The following is a 17171-nucleotide window of genomic DNA, read 5'->3' on the forward strand; positions in this document are numbered from 1 at the left end:
GGCAGATGTTTTTATTCTGACAGGATTAACCGTGCAGTCGGCGGGCGATATCGGCAACACGGGCACCGTATAAACGGGCGGTTTCCAGATCGCCGGCCGGAATAGCATCGGCACCGGCGTCAGACGGTGACTGGATGAGTGCCCCGGCAGAGCCACCGAGATTGTTGGCGTCGTTGCGAGTGGACGCCAGAGCATTCGCGGGCAGTTGACCCAGGCTCACCCAGATACCACCATGCTGTGCGGCCAGCGTTTGCAGGTAAATCAGCGTGACTTGCTTATCACCGTTCAGGCTGGCGCTGTTGGCGAAGCCACCAAAAATTTTGTCTTGCCAGCCACGGGAATACCAAACTTTGGAGCTGGCATCGGCGAATTTTTTAAACTGCCAGGGCACATTGCCCATGTAGGTCGGTGCGCCGAAAATAATACCGTCGGCCGCATTCAGGGTTTCCCAGTCTGCTTCGCTAATATCACCATTATTGTCAATGGCAATCAGAGTCGCGGCCGCACTTTCAGCGACTACTTCAGCAATACGTTGGGTGTGACCATAGCCAGAATAATAAATAACAGCAATCTTGCTCATCGTATTTCCTCACGTCGGTTCAAAAAAACACAGCCTAAGAAGCATACGCCATGTTTGGTCATGTCGTTATAATATCGTGACAGGTTTTTTTTAACAATGAATTACCAATAAGTGCCTTGGTTACTTGCTGGTGACTATTTAATACTTAATACAGAAGGATTTTTTATTTCTTTTTGTTTTAATTTATAACAAAAAGAAATGAGCGGCGTGTTGAATGTAACCGCGTGGGAAATAAAGCGGTTTTTTTAATGAAGTGGTATGTGAGGGTTTACTGAAGCAGACGGCAATAAACCCACTTTTTGGTGTCTGGTATAATATAAATTAATGTGTCACCCGTTTTATGCCGTCGCGGGCCGGGGGGTAATCGCCACATTTTTGGTAGAATTCCAGTGCTTGTGACTGCATTCCTGCGCACTCAAAAATCACACCGATATTGTAATTGGCTTTATAAGAATTTACGCCTTCTTTATTGCCCGGTGGTGAGGAGGTACATAATAAAAAGGTATTCACGGCGAGCTGCAACTGGCCATTGTTCATCAATATCAGTGCTTTCAGGAATGTAAAATCGGTAGAGGAAAAATAAGATTCATAATCAAGGATGTTCATGGCTTCGGCATAGCTTCCTTGATTAATCAGGGCATAGCCATAGGTTTCAACCAAGTCCTCCATATATTCATATGAAAAATTGGTTTCAAAGCGCAATGCATGCTGGAAAGCCTGAATGGCGGCGGTGTAATCTCGTTTTAGATAATAGCTTTTACCAAGCTGAAACAGTAAGTAAGGGTCTTCTGGTTCAGTTTCGAGTGCCTGTTTCAGCAATGTAATATTACGGGTTATCTTATCCGTCTGTTGCAGAATTTCTTTTTTATAACCGACATGATTGAGTGTTATCGGCGTGGTGAATGACTGGATTTGGGTATGGTTTTTTCGCGGTGTTACCTGTTCATGAATAATGCCAGTGTAATGGTATAGATTTTTATGAAATAAACGGTTAATACATTCACGAATGGTACTTTGGCCTGATTCATCATCAATGTAATTAATCCGCTCCACCCGCCCGATGGCTTTGGGGTGCTGTTTTATCAATGCATATAATGCTTCTATATCAATAGATTCAATTTCTTCGTCGGCATCAACCACCAATACCCAATCATGTCGGGCATACGTTAACGATGCATTACGGGCCGCTGAAAAATCGTTAACCCAGGTAAAATCATGTACGGAGTGGGTATATTGCCGTGCAATGGCCTGAGAGCCATCGTCAGAGCCGGTGTCAACAATCACGATATCGTCAAAATAGGGCATCAGCGAGGCCAGTGTACGGGCAAGATGCCTGGCCTCGTTTTTTATTATCATGCAAACAGAAATCATATTTCCACCAGGCAGGTAAAAGAGGCCCGATTATCTCAAAAGGCCCCCGCAAGACAATTGCCCACCGGAGGGGCCGAGAAAACGCAGCCTGAAATACCGGTCAGAGCAGTGGAACCGGGCGGCCCTCATCATTGACGGCGACGAAATTGAACTGCCCGGTAATGACTTTTTGGCGGCCTTCTGCGTACATCTGCTCTAAAAAGACGCTCACATCAACGGTCAGGCTGGTTCGGCCAACGCGGCTGACCTCGCCGACCAGCTCGACAATAGTGCCTGAGGGGATTGGAGTGGTGAAGTTAATTTTCTCCGTTGAAACCGTCACCAGTGGTTTATGGCAAAAACGGGTCGCGGTAATAAACGAGATTTCATCCATCCATGCCAGAGCTGTGCCGCCAAATAATGTTGAGTGGTGGTTGATATTGGTCGGGAAAACCACTTTGGCGACGCGAGTGATGGCGTTTTCTATGCGTTCTTCGAGCGAGGGTTGCGTCATGATACAACGGCCTGTCAGACAATCAGAGCCTGCATTTTACACCAATTCTGCCCGGTGCGATGCAGGCTCGGCGTACCGGTATTCAGTCAGAGTGCACGCAGGTATCACATTGGCTGTTTTTCGGTAATGCCATTTCCCGAAATTGCAGCGTCATGGCATCAAACAGCAACAGTTTCCCTGCCAGCGGCTGACCATAGTGTGCCAGCAGTTTAATGGTTTCCAGCGCCTGCAATGATCCGATAACCCCGACCAGCGGAGCCATCACCCCGGCTTCGACGCAACTGAGCGCGCTATCGCCAAACAAATGGCTGAGACAGCGATAGCAGGGGGCATCCGGCTGATAGGTAAAGACGCTGATTTGCCCTTCCATGCGAATGGCAGCCCCTGAAACCAGCGGGATTTTCTCGCGAAAGCAGGCCAGATTCAGCCACTCCCGCGTGGTGACGTTGTCTGTACAGTCCACAATGACATGGTGTTGCGCCACGACGACCTGTAATGCCTCCGGCTCCAGCTGTTTTTCCAGCGTTTCGAGATGGATATGTGGGTTAATTTCTTGCAGCGTCAGGCGGGCTGATGCCACTTTTGCCATGCCAATGCGCGCATCACGATGCAGGATCTGGCGCTGTAAATTAGAGCGCGAGACGTGGTCGAAATCCAGCAGCGTCAGGTGGCCAACGCCCGCTGCCGCCAGATATTGTGCCGCCGCACAGCCAAGGCCGCCGAGACCAACAATCAGTACACGGGCGGCTTTCAGTCGCTCTTGCCCGTCAAAGTCGAACCCACGTAAGACAATTTGCCGGTTATAACGCAGCGCTTCTTCATCCGTCAGTTCGGTCAGCATTATTCATCACCCAGTAACAGGGGATTGAACGGCTCAACCTCAACCCATTCGCCGGCACTGACGTGGCCCCGCTCGGCTTCGAGCACGATAAAACAATTCGCCAGACTAAAGGAGCTAAAGACATGTGAACCCTGATGACCGGTAGTGCGCACGTTCAGCTCACCTTGTGCATTCGGGCCGAGAACACCACGCTGGAAATCCAGCCGGCCAGGAGATTTTTTCAGTGCGCTGGTGGTTTTGACGCGTATGCGTGCCGGTAAGTGCCACTGGCTGTGGCCGCTTAGATGGGCCAGTAAGGGTTGCACCAACTGATAGAACGTGACGGCAGCCGAGACAGGATTTCCCGGCAAACCACAGAACCAGGCGTGTTGTAATTTGCCAAAGGCGAACGGTTTGCCGGGTTTGATAGCCAGTTTCCAGAAATGCACATTCCCTAACTCTTCCAGCATCTGCCTGGTGTAATCGGCTTCACCAACGGATACCCCGCCACTGCTGATAACCACATCAGCCGCTTCATCTGCGCGCTGGAACGTTTGACGTAACAGGAGCGGATCATCGGGGATAATGCCCAGATCAATCACCTCGTGACCCAGCTTTTCCAGCATCAGCCGCACGGCAAAACGGTTGGTATCGTAAATGTGTCCGGCCTGTAACGGCTCACCAACAGGCTGCAATTCATCCCCGGTTGAAAACAGGGCAACCCGTAGCCGGCGTATGACGTTGACCTGAGCAATGCCAAGCGAGGCAAGCAAGGGCAGTGAGGCGCAGCCAAGACGCGTGCCAGCGGGCAGTACCTGCGCATCCTTTCGAATATCTTCGCCGATACGACGAATGTTTTGCCCCGGTTTCACCGCATGCGTAATACGGATGCGACCATCAGCATCCGTTTCGGTGTGCTCCTGCATCACGACCGCATCGGCTCCCGGCGGAATGGCCGCACCGGTCATGATGCGAATACAACTGCCTGCCGGCCACTCTGCGGTATAAGGTGCGCCGGCAAAGGCTTTTCCGGCGACAGGTAAGGGGCCGGCATTCAGATCGTGATGGCGCACGGCGTACCCATCCATAGCGGAATTATCAAACGGCGGTACATCCAGCGCAGAAGCGATGGCGTCAGCCGTAATGCGGCCTGCTGCCTGATGAATGGGAACGATTTCTGTAACCGTGATAGCAGGAACCTGTGCCAGCATAGTTTGCCGCGCCTGTTCCAGAGAAAGTAAACCTGAAGTCTCCATGACCGCTCCACAACGCGTTTCACCGAAGGTCAGTGAAAGGCTATCTCATTGATGTGTCGATAGGCACATATTATGGCAGAGATTATCGGGCGGAAGAAACGATGTCATGGCACTGGCGGGGGGAGGCGGCAATGAAAAACGCGGCCGGGGCCGCGTTTGCTGTGAAACCGGCCTCACCGAGAGAGGCCCGTTTCAATAAACGTTTTCATCAGAATGAGGTACGTTTGTAGGTACGATACTGCGCCTGCCAGAAGTTATGGGCAATCGCTTTAACCAGTGCATCCTCAGAGGTCAGCTCCGCTACACCTTGCAACTGTGCGGCTTTCGCCACTTCCAGCGCGATGTACTTGGAAACCGACTGAATATCGCTGACTTCCGGCAGCAGTGCGCCTTCGCCCTGAGAAGCCAGCGGAGAGCAATCAGCCAGCGCACGGCTGGAGGCCATCAACATGCCGTCGGTGATCCGTTTGGCACCACTGGCCAGCACGCCAAGGCCGATCCCCGGGAAGATATATGAGTTATTGCACTGCGCAATAGGGTAAACCTTATCTTTGTACTGTACCGGCGCGAACGGGCTGCCTGTGGCGACCAGTGCCGCCCCCTCCGTCCAGCGAATAATGTCTTCCGGGCGGGCTTCTACACGCGATGTCGGGTTTGACAACGGCATGACGATAGGGCGCGGGCAGTGGCGGTGCATTTCACGGATAATCTCTTCCGTGAACAGGCCCGGCTGGCCAGACACACCAATCAGGATGGTCGGTTTAGCATTGCGCATCACCTCCATCAGTGAAATCGCATCGCTGGTGATATCCCAATGGCTGAGGTTGTCGCTTTTCTGCACCAGCTTGCTCTGGAAGTCGAGCAGATTCGGCAGTTTGTCAGTCAGCAGACCGAAGCGGTCTACCATGAAGACGCGGGCACGCGCTTCTTCATCGCTCAGCCCTTCTGACTTCATTTGGGCAATGATTTGCTCGGCAATACCACAGCCAGCAGAGCCTGCGCCGAGGAAGGCAACAGTCTGGTCACGTAGCTGGCTGCCCGCGGCACGGCTGGCGGCAATCAGGCTACCGAGTGCGACGGCGGCGGTGCCTTGAATGTCATCATTGAAGCTACAGATTTCATCGCGGTAGCGATTTAACAACGGCATGGCGTTGCTCTGGGCGAAATCTTCGAACTGCAACAACACGTTTGGCCAGCGGCGTTTGACCGCCTGAATAAAGTCATCCACAAAGGCGTAGTATTCATCGCCGGTGATGCGCGGGTGACGCCAGCCCATGTAGAGCGGGTCGTTCAGGCGCTGCGGGTTATTGGTGCCGACGTCCAGTACCACTGGCAGCGTATAGGCCGGGCTAATCCCCCCGCAGGCGGTATACAGTGACAGCTTACCGATTGGAATCCCCATTCCGCCGATGCCCTGATCGCCAAGGCCAAGAATGCGCTCACCGTCTGTCACCACAATCACTTTTACATTTTGTTTGGTGGCGTTTTGCAGCATGTCATCAATGTGTTCACGGTTCGGGTAAGAGATGAACAGACCACGGGCGCGGCGGTAAATATCGGAGAAGTGTTCACAGGCAGCCCCTACCGTCGGCGTATAAATAATAGGCATCACCTCGCTGAGGTGGGTTTCCAGCAGGCGGTAAAACAGGGTTTCATTTGTGTCCTGAATATTGCGCAGGTACACATGTTTTTCCATATCGTTTTTGAATTCCTGATACTGCCGCCAGGCACGCTCCGCCTGTTCTTCGATAGTTTCTACCGCTTCGGGCAACAGGCCGTGCAGGTTAAACTGGGCGCGTTCTGCATCGCTAAAGGCACTGCCTTTGTTCAGCAGAGGGAATTCAAGCAGGATAGGCCCTGCGTAGGGGATATACAGGGGACGTTTACTTTCGTATTCCAATTCCATGACGTTTGACTCTTTGGGTAGCTGATGGGTAGCTGAAATTGGCTCAGAGAACCAGCGAAGCGATAGGATGGGGGCGATCTTAAAGTACCCAGAAAATATGTACAGGGATTGTTAATTAAAATAATTACAGATGACTTGCATATGAAAAATATGTGGAGTAAGTCACATATTGCCCGTAGAGACGATGTGATTGAGGCGACATTTTTGCGCGCGCCTCCCCGAGTGGCGTAAGCGCCGGGGCTTAACCTGCGGTGTTGGGGCCTGATAGTGTGCACCGATGCCGCCACAGCACGGCGCACAATCAAACGCATCAGGTGTTATTTCCCTGACATGTCTGCCTGCTCGCGGCGCAACGCAGAGCAGCCCAGTGAAGCCAGCAGCGGTTGTGCCAGGCTCCACTGGCTTAATGTGGCATGTGCTGTTTCCACTAACACCGCGTGCTGGATGGTATCAAAAGACTCGCCGGCTAAATTAACCAGGTTCAGCGCCGCCTGTAGCGGTGGCAGGCTGGGGTTGAACGCGGCATTTTCGGCATAACACCCGCTATAGACCCGGCCCGTTGCGGTTTGCAGCGCAATGCCGCTGAAAGCGTGGCTGTACGGTGCGTGGCTGCGATTGGCCGCCTTTAGCGCCAGTTGCGTCAGAGTATCATCGCTTGAGAGGGTCAACTGATGGTCAATCTCATCCATTAGAAGCGTGGTTATCGCCAGATCGCGCGGGCCGAACGCATCAGGCAGGTAGTGCCCAAGCGGCGCGGCGGCTCTGCCGGGCAGGCAGATGCGTAAGCCCGGCGCGCTGTTCAGCTCATTCATGAACTGGCGGCAGTGGCCACAGGGCGTATAGTTGACGGTGATGGCGCGCAGCGCCGGCTCATGGCGCGACCAGGCGTGGCTGATGGCGCTTTGCTCGGCGTGAACGGTCTGTTGCAGCACTTGACCGGCGAACTCCATATTGGCCCCCCAGTAGAAGGCCCCGCTGGTGCCCTGCGCGATGGCACCAACGTGAAAGCCGGACACGGGCGTCAGCGCACAGGCTGCCGCCAGCGGCAACAGGGCAAAGGCCAGTGCATCAGCATCGAGCCCGCACTGCGCGCGAATCTCGCTCACCTCTTGCGTACTCAGCATGGCCGCAAAATCCTCACGCGCCAGTATCGGTTCCAGCGCATGCTGTAGCGTGGCAGGCAGCGTGGTGAACGCGTCATGAAAGCGTACTTGCATGGGGGCCTCTCTTAATTGGTTTTTCAGGTGCTGAATGTAAACCGTCATCGATGTTTCAACAGACGATAATATTTTCAATGATGGCCGGTGATCCCCGTGCCACTCATGTCCGGCGCAATGGCCGATTGCCTCTCTTTTCACGCAGTCTGGTTGGATTTGCGCTAAACGAATGTGATTTTTATCACTTTTATAATGTAATCAGTGAAAAATAAATCACAAATGCGAGATGTTTCGCAGGTTTTGCCCTGAGCGGCAAGCAAGGGCGACCACGGGGATATGGCATATAGCGCCAGGGCGAAGGGGGACGATAGCACAAGGGGCTAAAAGCCCCTTGATGTGTTCAGGTTGAGGCTTATCCAGCCATCAGCCGCAGGATAACCGGAAACAGAAACGGTGCAATCAGCGAGGTGATGATGCCGCAGATGACCAGCGCCAGTGAACTGAACGCCCCTTCCTGAAAATCAACTTCGGCGCATCGGGCCGTGCCCAGGGCGTGAGAGGCGGTTCCCATCGCCAGCCCGCGGGCAGACTTGGCGCGAATATTCAGGCGATTAAACAGCGCATGGCCGAATACCGCACCCAGAATGCCCACCAGAATCACACACATTGCACTGATGGCGGGAATGCCGCCAATGGATGAGGCGACCGCCATGGCAATCGGTGTGGTGACGGATTTCGGCAAGACCGAGGCGGCAATCTCCCGCGATGCCCCCAACCATAGCGCAATAACCGTGCCGGAAATAATGGCGGTGACACTGCCGATAAAACAGACGCTGATGATGGATTTCCAGCGTGCGCGAATCTGGTGCAACTGTTCATAGAGCGGGAAGGCCAGCGCCACCACAGCCGGTTGCAACAGGCTATTGAGCATGGAACTGCCCTGGAAGTAGTGGTCGTAAGGAATCTCCAGCACCAGCAGCAGCGGAATGATAACCAGCATGGAAACCAGCAACGGATTCAGCAGCGGCATTTTCAGCCGTAAGGCCAGATGGCGGGCGCAGAAAAAGACCACCAGCGTCAGCGGCAGTGACCACCAAAGGTAGTGCATCATTTCTCTTGCCCCTCGCTGCCTGCCGCGCCGGTATTTGAGGCTTTACCGTCGCGGTGCATTATCTGGGTGGTGTAGCCGACCACAATCATCACAATAAAAGTGCTGATAAGGCAGGAAACCACGATAGGGCCAAATTGACTGCGCACCACGTCGTAATAGTTCATCACCCCAACGCCGATAGGCACAAACAGCAACGCCATATAGCGCAAAAACAGATGGCAGCCGGGTTTAACCCAGTGCGCGGGCAGAATTTGTGAGGCCAGCAGTGCAAATAACATCAGCATGCCGAGGATGCTGCCGGGAATGGTAATCGGCAACAGCGCCGAGAGCGCATTACCTGCCAGCAGGCAAAGATAAATCACCGCAAATGCGCGCACATATTGCCAGCCAAGCGTTATGAAATAAGGCATAGAGAAGCGTCCTGATAAACCGTGGGTTTGATAATAACGCTAATGACCGTCGTGTGCTATGTGTCACAAAATCGGGTCACGGCATTGAGTCGCGCCCTTGCCTGCCTCGGTTGACGCAATGGCACACCGCATCGCGGTGCAGCCAGCGTGCCACAATACGCGGTATGGGCCGGGAAAACCGCCTGATACCCCCTCCCGGCAGGGGCCGGGAGGGGGTGAGTTTAGTGCGGTAAGCCATAGCCGAAGGGGAACAGCGGGGCTTTGCTGTCGTAGGGCACATCCGGCTGTTGCTGGCGCACTGCCTGCATGGAAGAGGGCAGTTCAAACGGGAGCCTGGCCTGATAGGCTGCGCCAGAGGTGAGCCGGTCAAGCAGCACGCGATCGCTGATGCCAAAGTTGGCAATCAATGCACGGGTCTTGCCGGTCACATTGGCCAGAATGGCAGGACGTTCCATATAGACCGTGACCAGCGTCGGCACGCGGGCACTGGCCCGCCCGATAGCCTGATAATCAGGGTTATCCTCACGGAATGCCAGAGAGCCTTCATGGTGGCGGCTGCCGAAGAAAAAGTTTTTGTGTGGTTGTTCATAGGGGGTGCGGGTGCGGATTAACGCCACGTCCGCCTGTTCGGGCGTTTCAACCACGCTAAACCCTGCGGCACGCGCGGTGGCGGCATCAATACCATACAACCACAGTTTGCTGCCTTGGCGCAGCGGCAGCAGATTGTTGTTTTGTAACAACACCAGCGCTTTTGCTTGCGCGGTGTCTGCCCGCTGCTGCCAGTCGGCTTTGCCTACCAGCGCATCCGCCTGCGTGGGGTCAACATACGGGCGCTCGAACAGGCCGGTCTGGAATTTTTGTTTTAAGATTCGCATGACAGACGCATCCAGCCGCGCTTCACTGATGTGGCCTGCTTGTACGGCGCTGACCAGCACGGCTGAGTCTGTGACGCCACCGAACTGATCGATACCGGCATTGACGGCTTTGACAAAGCGCTCGGCCGGTGTGAGGCGTTCAACACCCCACGGCATACCGCGCGGAACGGGTTTCTCACCCGCTTTGACGCCTGTCAGACAATCGTTTTTGCAGTCGTTGGTAATCAGCCAGTCACTGAGAATAACGCCGTCAAAACCGTACTGACCGCGCAGCAGGTCAGTGAGCAAAAAGCGGTTAAAGCCAGCGCCGACCGGCTCAATCGGCTTACCGTGCCAGCTGGCGTGACGCAAAATGGAGTAGGTTGGCATGATACCGGCCGCATGTGCTTCAAATGCGCCGGTAAACGGGTCGATATGCTGTTGCAGGGTATTGGCACGGAACTGGGCGTATTTGCCATAGGCGTTGTGGCTGTCCCAGCCCTCTTTGGCCGCGCCGTAACCCACCCAGTGTTTTACAACGGAAATCACACTCTGGTTATTTAAGCCGCTACTGCCATTTTGCATGCCGATCACATAGCCACGCACCATGCGCTTGGTGAGGTCGGGGTCTTCACCAAAGGTGCCGTCAATCCTCGGCCAGCGCGGTTCGCTGGATAAATCGGCCTGGGGTGATAATGCTTCGGTAATGCCGACGGCGCGGTATTCCTGCCGCACAATATTGGCATACTGCCTGACCAGCGCCTCATCGCCGATGGCGGCAAACCCCAACGTTTCTGGCCATTTACTGAATTTCCCTACCGAGACACTGACACCGACCAGCGACTGGAAAGAGTTGCGCGGGTCAGTGCTGATGGTGATAGGAATACCCAGCCGGGTCTGTTCCGCTAACTGTTGTAATTTATTGTTTTCCTCGGCCATCTGCGCCGGGTTATCACCAGTCAGGCGGGTAATAAAGCTGTTGACGTGGCGTTTGGCGATCATCTCTTGTGCGGCGTTCAGGTCATATTGAGTACCGGCTCCGGTAACGCTGCCTGAGGTTGGCGCTGAGCCGTGCATCATGACGCCGGCTTTTTCGTCCAGCGACATTCGGCTGACCAAATCAGCCGCGCGCTGGGCCGCCGGCAGCCGCCAGTCTTCATACGGGTTCAGTTGCCCATCACGATTGAGGTCTTTAAAGGTGAGTTTGCCACTGTGAAGCAATGGCGCTTCACGGCTTTCCAGCACCGCCTGTTGTACGGCGTGAGCCAGCGGAGAAAACAGCAAGGGCAGTGCAAGCAGCAGTGCCTGTCGCCGTATCACAGAGCGTTTTTCCATGTGTCTTGTTCTCGTTATTGTGTGGTTTCAGGCTGGCAGCATGCGCGCAACGCGCCTTCGCAGGAGGATGAGGTAACGGTGCGAGGCTGCCTTCCAGAGGCGGTTGTTGTGATGAAGACATCGCATTCACACTAGAGCAGCGCTCAGGCGGCCTTCAAGTTAATGACATGGAATTTTGAATACGCTTCAAAGAAATAACATATTGGCGTGGCGGTTGCCCGTTTGTGCAGACGGGCAACCGGCGCGGGGGGTCACTGAAAGAGCGACGCATCGTGACACGCGATGGCCTCACGAATGGCGTCGGTTAACTGCGTCAGCTCCGCAGGGCTAATGATAAACGGCGGCATCAGGTAAATAAGCTTGCCAAACGGGCGGATCCACACGCCGCGTTCAACAAAAAACCGTTGCAGATTGGCCATATTGACCGGGCGATGCAGTTCGACGACGCCGATTGCGCCCAGCACCCTGACCGCAGCCACGACAGGCTGGCTTGCCAGCGGCAGCAGCGCCTGACGCAACTGGGTTTCGATGGCGGACACCTGGGCTGGCCAGTGATGCTCTGCCAGCAATGACAGGCTGGCGCTGGCAACGGCACAGGCCAGCGGGTTGCCCATAAACGTCGGGCCGTGCATGAAACAGCCGGCCTCACCGTTGCTGATGGTGTCGGCCACCTGGCGGGTGGTGAGGGTGGCGGACAGCGTCATGTAGCCGCCGGTCAGCGCCTTGCCGAGACACAGGATATCTGGCGTGACATCGGCGTGTTCGCAGGCAAACAGACGCCCGGTGCGGCCAAAGCCGGTGGCGATTTCATCGGCTATCAGCAAAATACCGTGCTCATCACAGAGCTGGCGTACCTGTCGCAAATAGTCGGGGTGATAAAAGCGCATCCCGCCTGCGCCCTGCACGATGGGTTCGAGGATCACCGCCGCGACGTCTTTGGCATGTTGTGTCAGTAAGCGTTGCAGTGGCTGGATGTCTTGCGCCTGCCAGTCATCGTGAAAACCGCCGCGCGGCGCATCGGCAAACAGATGCGCAGGCAGATAGCCCTGATACAGGCTGTGCATCGAATTATCCGGGTCACAGACCGACATTGCGCCGAACGTGTCGCCATGATAGCCGTGGCGCAGGGTTAAAAAGCGCTGGCGGCGCTCGCCACGGGCCTGCCAGTATTGCAGCGCCATTTTCATTGCCACTTCTACCGCCACCGAGCCGGAATCGGCCAGAAACACGCATTCCAGCCCTTCAGGCGTCATGGCGACAAGCTGGCGACAGAGCGTAATGGCTGCCGGGTGGGTGATGCCGCCAAACATCACATGGGACATCTGTGCCAGTTGACGGGTCAGTGCCTGATTTAACTGCGGGTGGTTGTAGCCGTGGATGGCCGCCCACCAGGATGACATGCCATCGACCAGTTGACGGCCATCCGCCAGCTGTAACCGGCAGCCGCTGGCAGCGACAACCGGGTAGCAGGGCAGCGGCTGTGTCATTGAGGTGTAGGGATGCCAGATGTGGCGTTGATCGAAATTCAGGTCATCCTGTGTCATGAAGTTGTCAACCAAACGGGGTTCAATTTGGTTGACAGTATACCCACATAAATTACACTGGCGAGACTTTTTCACCCGGAGCAATGATGATGACTGAACGCGTAAACTGGACCCTGGAGCAGGCTCAGGCCCTGTTTGATAAGCCTTTTCTGGAGCTGATGTTTGAGGCGCAACAGGTGCACCGTCAGCATTTTGACCCGCGTCAGGTGCAGGTCAGCACGCTGTTGTCGATTAAAACCGGGGCCTGCCCGGAAGACTGTAAATACTGCCCGCAGAGTGCACGCTATCGCACCGGCATCGAAACCGAGCGCCTGATGCAGGTCGAGCAGGTGCTGGATTCGGCACGGCAGGCCAAAGCGGCTGGCTCTACCCGGTTTTGCATGGGCGCGGCCTGGAAAAACCCGCACGAGCGCGATATGCCGTATCTGGAAGAGATGGTGCGTGGCGTCAAGGCGATGGGCATGGAAACCTGCATGACGCTGGGCACGCTGCATGGCGATCAGGCCCAGCGGCTGGCGACAGCCGGGCTCGATTTTTATAACCACAATCTGGATACCTCGCCGGAATTCTACGGCAACATCATCACTACCCGTACTTATCAAGAGCGGCTGGATACGCTCGATAAGGTGCGCGGTGCCGGGATTAAAGTGTGCTCCGGCGGCATTGTCGGGCTGGGGGAAACCGTGCGTGACCGTGCCGGATTGCTGGTGCAACTGGCCAACCTGCCGACACCGCCGGAGAGCGTACCCATCAATATGCTGGTCAAAGTTAAAGGCACGCCACTGGCGGAAAACGACGATGTGGATGCGTTTGATTTTATCCGCACTATTGCGGTGGCGCGCATCATGATGCCGACCTCGCATGTGCGTTTGTCTGCCGGTCGTGAGCAGATGAGCGAGCAGACGCAGGCGATGTGTTTTATGGCTGGGGCCAACTCGATTTTCTACGGCTGTAAATTGCTGACCACACCAAACCCGAAAGAAGACAAAGATTTGCAGCTATTTCGCAAACTTGGCCTGAATCCGCAACAAACCCAAACCGAGTACGGTGACAATCAACAGCAGCAGCAACTGACCGAGCAACTGCTGCATGCCGATACCGAGCACTATTACAACGCGGCGGTGTAAATGAGCTGGCAGCAACGGATTGATGACGCGCTGGCACAGCGGCGGGCGGAGGATGCCTACCGGGTGCGCCTGCCCAATCAGGGCGGCAGCACCCGGTGGCTGATGCGTGAGTCGCATCGTTACCTTAATTTCGCCTCGAATGACTATCTGGGGCTGAGTCAGCACCCGGCGATTGTCGCAGCCTGGCAGCAGGGAGCGGCGCGTTATGGCGTTGGCAGCGGTGGTTCAGGGCATGTGACCGGCTATGGCGAAGCCCACGCCGCGCTGGAGCAGCAACTGGCGCAGTGGCTTGGCTATGACCGCGCGTTGCTGATGATTTCCGGTTTTGCCGCTAACCAGGCGCTAGTGCTGGCGCTGGCCGGTGAGCAAGACCGTATTCTGGCCGATCGCCTGAGTCATGCCTCGCTACTGGAAGCCGCCAGCCTGTCACCGGCGAGTCTGCGCCGTTTTCACCATAATCAGCCGGCGTCGCTGGCCCGGTTGCTGCAAAAACCGGTCAGCGGCCAGACGCTGGTGGTGACAGAAGGTGTCTTTAGTATGGATGGCGACAGCGCGCCGCTGGCCGCACTACACCAGCACTGTCGTGATCACCACGGCTGGTTGATGGTGGATGATGCGCACGGCATTGGCGTGGTCGGTGCACAAGGGCGCGGCAGCGCCTGGCAGCAGGGCGTAATGCCGGAGTTGCTGGTCGTCACCTTCGGCAAAGCGTTTGGTGTCAGCGGGGCTGCCATCCTGTGCAGCGAATCAGTGGCTGAGTACCTGTTACAGTTTGCCCGTCACCTTATCTACAGCACGGCGATGCCACCGGCACAGGCCTGTGCGCTCAGTGCGGCGCTGGCGATCATTCAGGGGGAGGACGGTGAGGCTCGGCGCACGTTACTGGCGCAGCATATCCGGCAGTTTCGTGACGGCATCGGCGGTATTGCGTTGCAGCCGGTTGATTCCGCGAGCGCCATTCAGCCACTGGTGGTTGGCGACAACAGCCGGGCCACCCAGCTGGCGCAGCGCCTGCGTGATCAGGGGCTCTGGGTCAATGCCATGCGCCCGCCCACGGTGCCGCCGGGCACGGCACGCCTGCGTATTACGCTGACGGCGGCACACCAGCCGGAGGATATCGACCGGTTGCTGGAGGTATTGCATGGCGCAGCGTGAGCCGTTCCCTACAACGCCGGTGTATGGCGAACCCGAGGTGTCGCATCCACCGATAGCGGCGCGTCATCCCGTGCTGGCAGCCCATAAACAGGCCATCGCCCGCGCGTTTGGCCGGGCCGCAAAACAGTATGACCAGTTTGCGGCGCTGCAACGCGAAAGCGGTGAACAGGTGATGGCATTGATGGGGGAACATCCGGGGCTGGCCGTGCTGGATGCTGGCTGTGGCACCGGGTATTTCAGCGCCCGCTGGCAGCAGCAGGGCAAGCGTGTTACTGCACTGGATTTATCCGGCGAGATGCTGGCCATCGCCCAGACTCGCGGTGTTGCCTGCGAGTATCTGCACGGCGATATCGAGCAGTTACCTCTGCCGGATGGCTGCATGGATCTCTGTTTTAGCAACATGGTGATGCAGTGGTGCGATGATTTCGCCCGCGCTGTTGATGAACTCTACCGGGTTACGCGCCCCGGTGGCGTGATTGGCCTTTGTACGCTGGCGCAGGGCACTCTGGCCGAGCTTGATTGCGCCTGGCAGCAGGTGGACGGGTCACAGCGGATCAACCCCTTTTTGCCCGCGCAGGCGATCATGGCCGTCTGTCAGCGCTATCGTGCGCAGGTCATGCTGCAACCGGTGACGTGCTATTTCCCCGATGTCCTGAGCCTGATGCGCTCGGTCAAAGGGGTGGGGGCGAGCTGGCTGCGTGCCGGGCGAGCGCCGGGCAGCCTGAGCCGTCGGCAACTGGCGGCGCTCGGTGCGCGCTATGTGCGCCATTCACAAGGCTATCCGTTGACGTATCAACGTGTTTTTGGAGTGATTTATCGTGACTAAACGCTGGTTTGTGACGGGCACGGACACCGACGTGGGCAAAACCATCGCCAGTGTGGCGCTGTTACAGGCCGCCGGCCGCGCCGGTTTTCGTACCGCTGGCTATAAGCCGGTGGCTTCCGGCTGTGACATGACCGCACACGGGCTTCGTAACAGTGATGCACTGGCGTTGCAGGCCAACAGCCGTGTGGTGTTGCCCTATGAGGCGGTCAATCCGCTGGCGTTTCTGGAACCGACCTCGCCGCATATTGTCAGTGCCGCAGAAAACCGCCCCATCGATTTTTCCACCCTAAGCCAGGGCCTGCATGCGCTGGCGTCACATGCTGACTGGGTATTGGTGGAAGGGGCGGGCGGCTGGTTTACGCCGCTCTCCTCGCAGCACACCTTTGCTGACTGGGTGGTGACAGAGCGCCTGCCGGTTATTCTGGTGGTTGGCATTAAGCTTGGGTGTATTAACCATGCGCTGCTGACGGCGCTGGCGGTGCGCCAGGCCGGGTTGTCACTGGCCGGGTGGATTGCCAACGACGTGGTGGCTCCCGGGCCGCATCATCAGGCTTACCTGCATACGCTGCAAGCGCGGCTTGACGCCCCGATGCTGGGCGAAATCCCGTATTTGACCGAGCCTGTGCAGCAGGATTTGGGCGCTTACTTAAACGTTGCTTTACTAAAGGGTTAACGTATTCAGGCGAGAAGAGGCTGTTTTTCCGCTTCTTCTGCTTGAAATTAATAGAGAAAACCATCTTGAAAATAGTGGCCGGGGTCGCGCGCCCGGCTGTTTTTCTCAAGGCTGCGTCCTTGTCATCAGGTCTTTTTTTTATAATAAACCGTGGCTCAACGCAGTAAATTTTGTTGAATGGCGGATTTTCTGCTGGCCCGCGGCAAACCTTTCAACGCGCGCGGAGACAGGGCACACGGGCGCTTGTGGGAGTTATCCACCATTTCTGTGGATAACCGTGTGCATTAGAGTTAGAAAACGCGCGCTAACCGAGAGCTGGCGCGGCTTCTGCCTGGTTTGATGCTAATCTCTGCTTTTTTAATATTTCTTTTAAAATCAATTAAATGATTAAAATCAAGTCACTTTTGTAGCAACTGGCGCACTGCGTCGTGCCTCGGGTGACGGGTCGGTGCAGAAAATTTGAGAAACAGAATTTCTGGGGATAATTATCCGATTTTTTGCTGGATACCGATGCCAGTCTATGCTAGTCAAAAATGTGCTGCGCCGTGTGAAC

At 55.9% G+C, this 17171-nt stretch carries 15 protein-coding genes; 4 read left to right on the plus strand and 11 right to left on the minus strand.

The window, feature by feature from the left end; genetic code table 11:
* Window positions 1-25: 25 nt before the first annotated feature.
* The 11 genes from DAQ1742_RS07280 to bioA form a co-directional block, all read right to left on the minus strand.
* On the minus strand, window positions 26-580 hold the full coding sequence (locus tag DAQ1742_RS07280) for a flavodoxin family protein (RefSeq protein ID WP_035342758.1): 555 nt from the start codon (window positions 578-580) through the stop codon (window positions 26-28).
* A gap of 321 nt (window positions 581-901) precedes the next feature.
* Window positions 902-1951, minus strand: coding sequence for a glycosyltransferase family 2 protein (locus DAQ1742_RS07285; protein ID WP_035342756.1), 1050 nt, complete (start codon window positions 1949-1951; stop codon window positions 902-904).
* Between the two features lie 100 nt (window positions 1952-2051).
* A complete protein-coding gene (locus DAQ1742_RS07290) occupies window positions 2052-2444 on the minus strand; it encodes an acyl-CoA thioesterase (RefSeq protein WP_035342753.1) in 393 nt (130 codons plus the stop codon).
* An 82-nt stretch (window positions 2445-2526) separates the two neighbouring features.
* A complete protein-coding gene (gene moeB, locus DAQ1742_RS07295; protein WP_035342751.1) occupies window positions 2527-3285 on the minus strand; it encodes a molybdopterin-synthase adenylyltransferase MoeB in 759 nt (252 codons plus the stop codon).
* Complete coding sequence (gene moeA, locus DAQ1742_RS07300) at window positions 3285-4520, minus strand: molybdopterin molybdotransferase MoeA (RefSeq protein ID WP_035342749.1); 1236 nt, start codon at window positions 4518-4520, stop codon at window positions 3285-3287. Before moeA ends, moeB begins: the two co-directional genes overlap by 1 nt.
* 208 nt (window positions 4521-4728) lie before the next feature.
* A complete protein-coding gene (locus tag DAQ1742_RS07305; RefSeq protein WP_035342745.1) occupies window positions 4729-6426 on the minus strand; it encodes an NAD-dependent malic enzyme in 1698 nt (565 codons plus the stop codon).
* 317 nt (window positions 6427-6743) lie between these two features.
* On the minus strand, window positions 6744-7643 hold the full coding sequence (gene cdd / locus DAQ1742_RS07310) for a cytidine deaminase (RefSeq protein WP_035342743.1): 900 nt from the start codon (window positions 7641-7643) through the stop codon (window positions 6744-6746).
* A 352-nt stretch (window positions 7644-7995) separates the two neighbouring features.
* Window positions 7996-8694: a CidB/LrgB family autolysis modulator gene (locus DAQ1742_RS07315; RefSeq protein ID WP_180706270.1), complete on the minus strand. Its 699-nt coding sequence runs from the start codon at window positions 8692-8694 to the stop codon at window positions 7996-7998.
* Window positions 8691-9104, minus strand: a complete 414-nt coding sequence (locus DAQ1742_RS07320; protein WP_035342741.1) for a CidA/LrgA family protein — start codon at window positions 9102-9104, stop codon at window positions 8691-8693. Before DAQ1742_RS07320 ends, DAQ1742_RS07315 begins: the two co-directional genes overlap by 4 nt.
* 221 nt (window positions 9105-9325) lie before the next feature.
* Window positions 9326-11293 carry a glycoside hydrolase family 3 protein gene (locus tag DAQ1742_RS07325; RefSeq protein ID WP_035342739.1) on the minus strand — a complete coding sequence of 656 codons (1968 nt, stop codon included), beginning with the start codon at window positions 11291-11293 and terminating at the stop codon, window positions 9326-9328.
* 251 nt (window positions 11294-11544) lie between these two features.
* Window positions 11545-12837: an adenosylmethionine--8-amino-7-oxononanoate transaminase gene (bioA, locus tag DAQ1742_RS07330; protein WP_035346087.1), complete on the minus strand. Its 1293-nt coding sequence runs from the start codon at window positions 12835-12837 to the stop codon at window positions 11545-11547.
* An 89-nt stretch (window positions 12838-12926) separates the two neighbouring features.
* Here bioA and bioB point away from each other — a divergent pair, with 89 nt between their 5' ends.
* The 4 genes from bioB to bioD are packed head-to-tail and all read left to right on the plus strand — an operon-like array spanning window position 12927 to window position 16618.
* Window positions 12927-13964, plus strand: a complete 1038-nt coding sequence (bioB, locus tag DAQ1742_RS07335; RefSeq protein WP_035346085.1) for a biotin synthase BioB — start codon at window positions 12927-12929, stop codon at window positions 13962-13964.
* Entirely contained in the window at window positions 13965-15119 is a 1155-nt protein-coding gene (bioF, locus tag DAQ1742_RS07340; protein ID WP_035342737.1) for an 8-amino-7-oxononanoate synthase, read from the plus strand.
* Window positions 15106-15945: a malonyl-ACP O-methyltransferase BioC gene (gene bioC / locus DAQ1742_RS07345; RefSeq protein WP_083961063.1), complete on the plus strand. Its 840-nt coding sequence runs from the start codon at window positions 15106-15108 to the stop codon at window positions 15943-15945. Before bioF ends, bioC begins: the two co-directional genes overlap by 14 nt.
* A complete protein-coding gene (gene bioD / locus DAQ1742_RS07350) occupies window positions 15938-16618 on the plus strand; it encodes a dethiobiotin synthase (protein ID WP_035342735.1) in 681 nt (226 codons plus the stop codon). Before bioC ends, bioD begins: the two co-directional genes overlap by 8 nt.
* The last annotated feature ends 553 nt before the right edge of the window (window positions 16619-17171 follow it).

It is taken from the genome of Dickeya aquatica, assembly GCF_900095885.1.
GTDB classification, from domain to species: Bacteria; Pseudomonadota; Gammaproteobacteria; order Enterobacterales; family Enterobacteriaceae; genus Dickeya; species Dickeya aquatica.

Excerpts from the sequence above, each read along its gene's own strand:
- DAQ1742_RS07280 (WP_035342758.1), bottom strand. The coding sequence starts at position 580 with ATGAGCAAGATTGCTGTTATTTATTATTCTGGCTATGGTCACACCCAA.
- DAQ1742_RS07285 (WP_035342756.1), bottom strand. The coding sequence starts at position 1,951 with ATGATTTCTGTTTGCATGATAATAAAAAACGAGGCCAGGCATCTTGCC.
- DAQ1742_RS07290 (WP_035342753.1), bottom strand. The coding sequence starts at position 2,444 with ATGACGCAACCCTCGCTCGAAGAACGCATAGAAAACGCCATCACTCGC.
- moeB (WP_035342751.1), bottom strand. The coding sequence starts at position 3,285 with ATGCTGACCGAACTGACGGATGAAGAAGCGCTGCGTTATAACCGGCAA.
- moeA (WP_035342749.1), bottom strand. The coding sequence starts at position 4,520 with ATGGAGACTTCAGGTTTACTTTCTCTGGAACAGGCGCGGCAAACTATG.
- DAQ1742_RS07305 (WP_035342745.1), bottom strand. The coding sequence starts at position 6,426 with ATGGAATTGGAATACGAAAGTAAACGTCCCCTGTATATCCCCTACGCA.
- cdd (WP_035342743.1), bottom strand. The coding sequence starts at position 7,643 with ATGCAAGTACGCTTTCATGACGCGTTCACCACGCTGCCTGCCACGCTA.
- DAQ1742_RS07315 (WP_180706270.1), bottom strand. The coding sequence starts at position 8,694 with ATGATGCACTACCTTTGGTGGTCACTGCCGCTGACGCTGGTGGTCTTT.
- DAQ1742_RS07320 (WP_035342741.1), bottom strand. The coding sequence starts at position 9,104 with ATGCCTTATTTCATAACGCTTGGCTGGCAATATGTGCGCGCATTTGCG.
- DAQ1742_RS07325 (WP_035342739.1), bottom strand. The coding sequence starts at position 11,293 with ATGGAAAAACGCTCTGTGATACGGCGACAGGCACTGCTGCTTGCACTG.
- bioA (WP_035346087.1), bottom strand. The coding sequence starts at position 12,837 with ATGACACAGGATGACCTGAATTTCGATCAACGCCACATCTGGCATCCC.
- bioB (WP_035346085.1), top strand. The coding sequence starts at position 12,927 with ATGACTGAACGCGTAAACTGGACCCTGGAGCAGGCTCAGGCCCTGTTT.
- bioF (WP_035342737.1), top strand. The coding sequence starts at position 13,965 with ATGAGCTGGCAGCAACGGATTGATGACGCGCTGGCACAGCGGCGGGCG.
- bioC (WP_083961063.1), top strand. The coding sequence starts at position 15,106 with ATGGCGCAGCGTGAGCCGTTCCCTACAACGCCGGTGTATGGCGAACCC.